Genomic DNA, 7,832 nt, shown 5'->3' with positions numbered 1-7,832 from the left:
GTTCCGCGGCACCCGCCGCTTCCTCCGTTCCGGCCCCCGGGGCGGCCCTCGTTCCGGCCCCCGGTGCTCCGGTCGGCGCGGCCGGCCCGGGGGCGGGGCGGGGCGACGCGGGGTTCGAGCCGTACGACTTCCTGCCGACCGACCCGTGGCACGGGAAAGACTTCAGGGAGGCCCGTTGGGCCTCCCTGAAGCGGGATTCCGGCGGACTGATGGCCGACTTCCCCGCTGATCCCGCTGATCCCGCTGATCCCGCTGATCCCGCTGATCCAACTGACCCAGCTGACCCAACTGATCCCGAGGGTCCCGCTGGTCCCACCGATGTCGCCGCGGGCCGCCCCGCGCCGAAGCCTGAGCCGGAGCCGGATCGCCGGTGGCCTACTCCTTGACGCCGAAGAACGGCTCCAGCGGCTTCGGCAGCTGGTCGTTGCAGGCCAGCGCGCCGGTCCTGGTCAGGGCGTCGTCCACGCAGGTGTAGTAGTCGCGGTAGACGAGTTGCACGGTGAACGTGGTCGCCACGATGAGCAGCGCCAGCAGGCCGGTCACCAGGCCGCTCACGGCCGCCGTGGTCTGCTGCCTGCTGCTGACGTTCTGTGACGCGGCCGGCGTGGGCGCGGTGGGCGAGGCTCCGGAGACATCGCCCGCCGTGGCTCCCGTGCCCGTCCCGGTCCCCGTGGCGGTCCCGGTGCCGCCCGCCGCCGTACGGTCCGTCGCGGAGGCGCTCCTCGGCGGGGTGCGGAGCGCGCTGATCGCCCAGTACGTCGAGAGCGCGCCCAGCAGCAGGGCGAGCTCCGAGAATTCGAAGAGGGCGAAGAAGAAGGCCCACATACCGCCGAGCACGGCGTAGCGGGCGCGGCGCTGTGCGGGGTCGGTGGGGTCCCAGCGGAGTCCGCCCGGTCCACCGCGCTCGGATCCGCCCTTGCCTCCCGGGCCGCCGGAGCCGTTCCCGCCGGGGCCGCCGCCGAAGCCGCCGCTGCCCCGGCCGGGCTGCTTGCTGCTCCACTGGCTGCCCCACGCCGGGCGGTCCCCGGTGGAGCCGTTCCCGTCGGACCCGCCGTTCCCATCGGACCCGCCGTTCCCGTCCGACCCCTCCGCCCCGTCGGTCCCGGCGGGGCGGCGCGGCTGCCACGGCTGGTCAGGACGGTCCGCGGGCGGTGCCGCGAACGGGTTGTCCTCCTGAGGCTTCCCGGCGGAGCCGGAGGCCGGTGCGGATCCCGAGGAGGAATCCGGTGAGGAGGACCCCGGAGGGGAGGAGTCCGGCGAAGAGGGCCGGCGTTCCCGCATCAGCGGAGCGGACGGCTCGGGCAGGGGGAGGCGGAAGGCGGTGCGACGGCGTCGGTCCGGCATGTGGTGAACGTCTTCCCCATCTCGTCATGTCCGCCCGTAGGACGGTTCGTCCGCCCGGTGGACGGCTCGCTGTCCCCTGACGCTACCTCCCGGTCACGCCCCCGTCCCGTGGGGGCCGTCGGGTGTGCCGGTATCGTTGCTGACGGTCGGCCCGTTCGTAGGGTTCCCCGTATCGGGCGAAGCGATACTTTCGTACGACCCTACAAAGAGCATGCCGTACCTGCGCCATCATGCGGTCATCACGTGAGAAAGGGCCCCGACGTGGCCTCCCCGCCCCCCTCCGCCTCTCCTGCCCGGCTGGTCGTCCTGGTCTCCGGATCCGGTACGAATCTCCAGGCGCTGCTCGACGCCATCGGCGACGACCCGGCGGCGTACGGGGCGCGGATCGTCGCCGTCGGAGCGGACCGCGACGGCACAGGCGGCGTGGAGCGCGCGGAGCGGGCCGGAATCCCCACGTTCGTGTGCAGGCTCAAGGACCACGCGACCCGCGCCGAGTGGGACGAGGCGCTCACCGCGCAGGTCGCCGCGCACCGCCCGGACCTCGTCGTCTCCGCCGGTTTCATGAAGATCGTCGGCCCGGCGTTCCTCGCCGCGTTCGGCGGCCGGACCGTCAACACCCACCCCGCCCTGCTGCCCAGCTTTCCCGGTGCCCACGGAGTGCGTGACGCGCTCGCGTACGGCGTGAAGGTCACCGGCTGCACCGTCCACTTCGTCGACGACGGCGTCGACACCGGTCCGATCATCGCGCAGGGCGTGGTCGAGGTGACCGAGGAGGACACCCCGGAGGGCGAAGCCGCCCTCCATGAACGGATCAAGGAAGTCGAGCGCTCGCTGCTCGTCGAGGCCGTGGGGCGGATCGCCCGTGACGGCCATCGCATTGAGGGACGAAAGGTTCATCTCGGTCATGTCGGTGAATAAGCCCATCCGCCGCGCTCTGGTCAGTGTCTACGACAAGACGGGGCTCGAAGACCTCGCCCGCGGTCTGCACGAGGCGGGCGTCGAACTCGTCTCCACCGGCTCCACCGCCGGGAGGATCGCCGCCGCCGGAGTGCCGGTCACCAAGGTCGAGGAGCTCACCGGCTTCCCCGAGTGCCTGGACGGCCGGGTCAAGACGCTGCACCCCCGCGTCCACGCCGGCATCCTCGCCGACCTCCGTCTCGACGCCCACCGTGAGCAGCTCGCCGAGCTCGGCGTCGAGCCCTTCGACCTGGTCGTGGTGAACCTCTACCCGTTCAAGGAGACGGTCGCCTCGGGCGCCTCCGACGACGCGTGCGTCGAGCAGATCGACATCGGCGGCCCCTCGATGGTCCGCGCCGCCGCCAAGAACCACCCGTCCGTCGCCGTCGTCACCAGCCCCGAGCGGTACGCCGACGTCCTCGCCGCCGTCAAGGCCGGCGGCTTCGACCTCACCGCCCGCAAGCGGCTCGCCGCGGAGGCCTTCCAGCACACCGCCGCCTACGACGTGGCCGTCGCTTCCTGGTTCGCCGACGACTACGCGGCGGCCGGCGACTCGGGCCTCCCCGAGTTCCTCGGCGACACCTTCACGCGCAAGAACGTCCTGCGCTACGGCGAGAACCCGCACCAGCCGGCCGCGCTCTACACCTCCGGCGACGGCGGTCTCGCCGAGGCCGAGCAGCTGCACGGCAAGGAGATGTCCTACAACAACTACACGGACACCGACGCCGCCCGCCGCGCCGCCTACGACCACGCCGAGCCCTGCGTCGCGATCATCAAGCACGCCAACCCGTGCGGCATCGCCATCGCCGACGACGTCGCGACCGCGCACCGCAACGCGCACGCCTGCGACCCGCTCTCCGCGTTCGGCGGCGTCATCGCCGTCAACCGGCCGGTCACCGTCGAGCTGGCCGAGCAGGTCGCGGAGATCTTCACCGAGGTCATCGTCGCCCCGGCCTACGAGGACGGCGCCGTCGAGGTGCTGTCCCGCAAGAAGAACATCCGCGTGCTGCTCGCCCCCGAGGCACCCGCCGCCGCGTTCGAGGTCAAGGCCATCGACGGCGGCGCGCTGCTCCAGGTCGCCGACCGCCTCCAGGCCGACGGTGACGACCCGGCCCACTGGACCCTGGCCGCCGGCGAGGCGCTCTCCGAGGCCGAGCTGAAGGAGCTGGCCTTCGCCTGGAAGGCGTCCCGGGCCGTCAAGTCCAACGCGATTCTCCTCGCCAAGGACGGCGCCTCGGTCGGCGTGGGCATGGGCCAGGTCAACCGCGTCGACTCCGCGAAGCTCGCCGTGGCGCGGGCCGGCGAGGAGCGGGCGGCCGGTTCGTACGCCGCCTCCGACGCCTTCTTCCCGTTCCCCGACGGCCTGGAGATCCTCACGGCCGCCGGCGTCAAGGCCGTCGTTCAGCCCGGCGGGTCCGTCCGCGACGAGCAGGTGGTCGAGGCCGCGAAGAAGGCCGGCGTGACCATGTACTTCACGGGCACGCGCCACTTCTTCCACTGACCGGGACCGCTGACCCGGGGCTACTGGCCGGGACCACTGGCCGGGGCCACTGACCCGGGGCCACTGACCGGGACCAGTGACCGGGTGGCCGGGATCGCCGACCGGTGCCTCTTCCACCGGCTCCCACCGACCCGACCCCGCCCGACCCGAGGCCGCACTCCGACACGGGGTGCGGCCTCGGCCGTGTCCGTCGTACGGGATCGGCTCGCGGCTCTGTTCTAATGAACGGCCGCATCCCATGACGTAACCGATGAACGTGACGGATCCGATGAGCGGCCGTGAAATCCCTAGCGGGGGCAGTCACCGTGCTTGAGCTGAACAAGAGTGGAACGGACCGGTCGGGACCGGGACGCCTGCCCGCCCAGGACCCGGGGCCCGACGCCGCCCCGGACGCCCGCCCGGCGGACGGCTTCCCACGTACGGGCGAGACCTCCTCCGAACGCGTGCCCCTGCGCCCGTACCTCATCGCCGGCGCGATCCTGTGCGCGCTCTACTTCCTCTACTCGTACTTCCAGTACAGCCGCTTCGGATCGCCCTCCTGGGACCTGGGCATCTTCGAGCAGGAGGTCCGGGCGTACGCCGCGTTCGACGCCCCGGTCGTCGACATCAAGGGCCCCGGATATCTGATTCTCGGCGACCACTTCTCGCCGATCGTGGCGCTGCTGGCCCCGCTGTACTGGCTGTGGCCGTCGGCCGCGTCCCTGCTGTTCGCCCAGGCCGCGCTGTTCGCGCTGGGAGCGGTCGTCGTCGGCCGCACCACCCAGCAGCTTCTCGGCGGTCGCTCCGGGCTCTGCGTCACCGTCGCGTACGGACTCTCCTGGGGGATCCAGGAAGCGGTCAAGGCCGACTTCCACGAGATCGCGTTCGCCGTACCGCTGCTGGCCCTCGTCTGCCGGGCCCTGCTCCTGCGGCGCTGGACGGCCGCCCTGCTGTGGTCGCTCCCCCTGGTCCTGGTCAAGGAGGACCTGGGCGCCACCGTGGCCGTCGTCGGCTTCCTGCTCTTCGTGTACGGCCGCCGTCTCCAGGGCGCGCTGCTCGCCGCCTTCGGGGTCGCCGCCTTCGTCGTCACGCTCCTGGTCCTCATCCCGGCGGCCAGCAGCGCGGGCACCTACGACTACTGGCAGAAGATCGACAAGAACGGCGAGCAGGACGTCTCGATGCTGGACTCCGTCCTCGGCGTCCTCAACTCCTCCGTCAAGATCGAGATGCTGGTCTTCCTGCTCGGCATCACCGCGTTCATGGCGCTGCGTTCACCGCTGACGCTGCTGATCGTCCCCACGCTCGGCTGGCGGCTGCTCTCGCAGGACAGCAACCACTGGGGCATGGTCTGGCACTACAGCGCGATCCTCATGCCGGTCCTCTTCCTCGCGCTGGCCGACGGTGTCCGCCGCAGCCGCGGCTCGGACCGGCCCTGGCTCGCCTCGTACGCGAAGGTCGCCGTGCCCGTCGCCGCCGCGATCGCCGTCGCGATGACCCAGCACCTGCCCCTGCGCGACCTGCTGCGCCCGGAGACCTACCGCACCGACGACGCCCGCAGCCAGCAGGCCCGGGCGGCGCTCGACGCCATCCCGGCCGGGGCGCGGGTCGAGACGGACATCACGCTGATGGCGCACCTCACCTCCGACCGCACCGTCTACTGGGTCGGAGGAGCCCCGGGCACCGCACCCGACATCGTCGCCATCAACCTGGACTTCGGCTGGTCCCGCCCGATCCAGGACCCGGTGGCGTACGCCGAGCAGCTGCACCCCGAGGCGCGCTACCGGCTCAAGCACCGGGGCGGCAGCTTCGTGGTGATGGAGCGCACGACACCGGAGCCGGCGGAGATCCCGGGCGTCCGGGGCGACTGACCGCGGCCCCGGGCCCGTACGCGCGAAGGCCGCACCCGGTGGACGGGTGCGGCCTTCGTACGCGCGAGGTGCTGCGGCGGGTCAGTGGGACTTGACGACCACCGACGAGCAGACCTTGTCCGCGAACGTCTGCTTCTTCGCGTCCCACAGCGGCCACAGCCAGCCGATGTAGCAGGCGATGCTGTCCAGGAAGTGGGCCAGGCGGCGCACGAAGGCCATGCCGAAGCCCAGCGGACGGCCGTCGGCCTCGCGCAGCAGGCGGATGCCCACGGCCTTCTTGCCGATCGTCTGGCCGGTGGTGCCCTCCTGGTACAGCTGCCAGATGGCCACGGCGAGGAGACCGATGAAGCCGATGACACCGAGGATCGCGCCGAACGAGTCGCCGACCCCACCGCCGATGATGACCAGGATGTACGGGACCATCATGACGAGCCCGTCGACGATCAGCCCGCCGAAGCGCAGACCCCAGTGGGCCAGCTCCGGCATGCCGCCCTGGCCGGGCTGCTGCGGGTAGCCGCCGCCGTAGGGCTGGCCGGGCTGCTGCGGGTAGCCGGGCTGCTGGGGGTACCCCGGCTGCTGCTGCGGGTAGCCGTAGCCCTGCGGCGGGACACCCTGCGGAGCCTGCTGCGGGTAGCCGTAACCCGGCTGTCCCTGCGGCGGGCCCTGGGGCGGCTGGCCGGGCTGCTGCCCGTACGGGTTGTTCGGGTCGCCGAAGCTCATAAGGGGTGTTCCTTCAACAGACGTGTGGGGACGAGATGGCCACACGGAGGAAGGACATCGATCAGCGGCCCGCCCCCCCGTACAACCGCGGCCCTCATCGTTATGAGCGAGACCCTTGTTTGTCCAGTCCGGGGCTCCCGACGTTGTGCAAGTGCAATGTCCGGTACGGGGGCGGTACCGGCAATTGGTATGCGGGCGGGGTCATCCGCGAGGATGGGGCCATGACTGCCCAGATTCTCGATGGCAAGGCCACCGCTGCCGCGATCAAAACCGATCTGACCGTCCGTGTGGCGGCCCTCAAGGCCCAGGGGATCACTCCCGGCCTCGGAACCCTGCTCGTCGGGGACGACCCGGGCAGCCGGTGGTACGTCAACGGCAAGCACCGTGACTGCGCCCAGGTCGGCATCGGCTCCATCCAGCGCGAACTTCCCGACACCGCCACGCAGGAGGAGATCGAGGACGTCGTCCGGGAGCTCAACGCCAACCCCGAGTGCACCGGTTACATCGTCCAGCTGCCGCTGCCCAAGGGCATCGACACCAACCGGGTCCTGGAGCTGATGGACCCGGCGAAGGACGCCGACGGGCTGCACCCGATGAGCCTCGGCCGCCTCGTCCTCAACGAGGCCGGCCCGTTGCCCTGCACCCCGCAGGGCGTCGTCCAGCTGCTGCGCGCGCACGGCGTGGAGATCAACGGGGCGCATGTCGTGGTCGTCGGACGCGGTGTCACCATCGGCCGGTCGATCCCGCTCCTGCTGACCCGCAAGTCGGAGAACGCCACGGTGACCCAGTGCCACACCGGCACCCGGGACCTCTCCTCCCACCTGCGGCAGGCCGACATCATCGTCGCCGCCGCCGGTGTGCAGCACCTGATCAAGCCGGAGGACGTGAAGCCGGGCGCGGCGGTGCTCGACGTCGGCGTCAGCCGGGACGCGGACGGCAAGATCGTCGGCGACGTGCACCCGGGGGTCCGCGAGGTGGCCGCCTGGGTCGCCCCGAACCCCGGGGGCGTCGGCCCGATGACCCGTGCGCAGCTGCTGGTCAACGTGGTCGAGGCCGCCGAGCTGGCCGCTGCCGAGGCCGCCGACGCCGCCGCGACGAGCTGACGGCCGGATCCGGAGGGAACCTCATGGGTGCTGGTACGAGTCCGGCCGACCCCGCCCCCGCAGGCCGGGCGGCGGACGAGCCGCGCGAACCGGACGAGCAGGACGGGGCCGCCGAATCCACCGAATCCACCGGGGCCGCCGGACCGGACCCGGCCTCGGACACGGGAACCGCCACGTCCACGTCCGTGTCCACGTCCACGGACACGGACGAGGCCGGCGGGCGGCCCCGTCGGTCGCGGCGGTTCCCGCGGTTCACCCGGGACACCGCCCGGCCCGAGGGCGGCGGCAGGGCGGCGTCCGGCGACGCGCCCGCCCCGGCCCGGCAGTGGCCTGTCTCTTATACACATCTCTGATGGCGCG

Annotated in this window: 6 protein-coding genes and 1 pseudogene; 5 read left to right on the top strand and 2 right to left on the bottom strand. The window is 72.1% G+C overall.

What is annotated here, in order from left to right; genetic code table 11:
• Window positions 1-375: 375 nt before the first annotated feature.
• Complete coding sequence (locus CR470_RS33670; RefSeq protein WP_179892458.1) at window positions 376-1,344, bottom strand: hypothetical protein; 969 nt, start codon at window positions 1,342-1,344, stop codon at window positions 376-378.
• Between the two features lie 261 nt (window positions 1,345-1,605).
• Between CR470_RS33670 and purN the strand changes: the two genes are divergently transcribed.
• From purN to CR470_RS33655, 3 genes are all read left to right on the top strand, one after another.
• A complete protein-coding gene (gene purN, locus CR470_RS33665) occupies window positions 1,606-2,262 on the top strand; it encodes a phosphoribosylglycinamide formyltransferase (RefSeq protein ID WP_097871242.1) in 657 nt (218 codons plus the stop codon).
• Window positions 2,249-3,802, top strand: a complete 1,554-nt coding sequence (gene purH, locus CR470_RS33660) for a bifunctional phosphoribosylaminoimidazolecarboxamide formyltransferase/IMP cyclohydrolase (protein WP_097871241.1) — start codon at window positions 2,249-2,251, stop codon at window positions 3,800-3,802. The genes purN and purH overlap by 14 nt, the downstream gene beginning before the upstream one ends.
• Window positions 3,803-4,107: 305 nt before the next feature.
• Window positions 4,108-5,649 carry a DUF2079 domain-containing protein gene (locus CR470_RS33655; protein ID WP_097871240.1) on the top strand — a complete coding sequence of 514 codons (1,542 nt, stop codon included), beginning with the start codon at window positions 4,108-4,110 and terminating at the stop codon, window positions 5,647-5,649.
• An 81-nt stretch (window positions 5,650-5,730) separates the two neighbouring features.
• Here the strand turns inward: CR470_RS33655 and CR470_RS33650 are convergent, their stop codons facing one another.
• A complete protein-coding gene (locus CR470_RS33650) occupies window positions 5,731-6,369 on the bottom strand; it encodes an RDD family protein (RefSeq protein WP_097871239.1) in 639 nt (212 codons plus the stop codon).
• 221 nt (window positions 6,370-6,590) lie between these two features.
• Here CR470_RS33650 and CR470_RS33645 point away from each other — a divergent pair, with 221 nt between their 5' ends.
• Both CR470_RS33645 and CR470_RS33640 read left to right on the top strand, forming a co-directional pair.
• Complete coding sequence (locus CR470_RS33645; protein ID WP_097871238.1) at window positions 6,591-7,472, top strand: bifunctional methylenetetrahydrofolate dehydrogenase/methenyltetrahydrofolate cyclohydrolase; 882 nt, start codon at window positions 6,591-6,593, stop codon at window positions 7,470-7,472.
• Window positions 7,473-7,495: 23 nt separating this feature from the next.
• Window positions 7,496-7,807: pseudogene (locus CR470_RS33640) on the top strand (DUF3017 domain-containing protein); the annotation flags it as partial.
• Window positions 7,808-7,832: the final 25 nt, after the last annotated feature.

The organism is Streptomyces sp. rh34 (genome assembly GCF_002551245.1).
Lineage (GTDB): Bacteria > Actinomycetota > Actinomycetes > Streptomycetales > Streptomycetaceae > Streptomyces.
This window is presented reverse-complemented; position numbering and strand designations above follow the sequence as displayed.

Bases quoted from the DNA above. Each gene is read 5' to 3' on its own strand.
- purH (WP_097871241.1), top strand. From the start codon at position 2,249: ATGTCGGTGAATAAGCCCATCCGCCGCGCTCTGGTCAGTGTCTACGAC.
- CR470_RS33645 (WP_097871238.1), top strand. From the start codon at position 6,591: ATGACTGCCCAGATTCTCGATGGCAAGGCCACCGCTGCCGCGATCAAA.
- CR470_RS33670 (WP_179892458.1), bottom strand. From the start codon at position 1,344: ATGCCGGACCGACGCCGTCGCACCGCCTTCCGCCTCCCCCTGCCCGAG.
- CR470_RS33650 (WP_097871239.1), bottom strand. From the start codon at position 6,369: ATGAGCTTCGGCGACCCGAACAACCCGTACGGGCAGCAGCCCGGCCAG.